The sequence below is a fragment of the Streptomyces fulvoviolaceus genome, from assembly GCF_000718165.1.
Lineage (GTDB): Bacteria > Actinomycetota > Actinomycetes > Streptomycetales > Streptomycetaceae > Streptomyces > Streptomyces fulvoviolaceus.
This window is the reverse complement of record NZ_JOEY01000184.1, coordinates 1-380: the sequence shown is the minus strand read 5'-3', so window position 1 is coordinate 380 and position 380 is coordinate 1. Positions and strand designations below refer to the sequence as shown.

Annotated in this window: 1 pseudogene; it reads left to right on the top strand. The window is 70.8% G+C overall.

Annotation, left to right across the window (positions count from 1 at the left end):
• Positions 1 to 380, top strand: a pseudogene (locus IG08_RS0153430) (IS200/IS605 family accessory protein TnpB-related protein); the annotation flags it as partial.

Below are 380 nucleotides of genomic sequence, written 5' to 3'. Positions count from 1 at the left end.
CAACGAGACCCTCCGCATCAGCCCGGACGGCGAGGTCAGCATCAAACTCCCGGCCCCGCTGATGGAGTTGGCCAACGCCCCGCACGGCCGGTACGTGCTGGCCTGCCGGGTCACCTTCCCGCACCGCGGGCCCGAGTGGGCGGACCGGGTGGCGGCGAACCGGGCGGTGGCCTACCGCATCCACTACGACACGGTACGCGGGCGCTGGTATGTGACCGCCTCCTGGCAGATCCCGGCATCGAAGACCATCCCTATGGCCGCCGCCCTTACGCACGGTGTGGTCGGCGTCGACATGAACGCCGACCACCTCGCCGCCTGGCGCCTCGACACCCACGGCAACCCGACCGGGAACCCGCGCCGCTTCTTCTACGACCTCACCG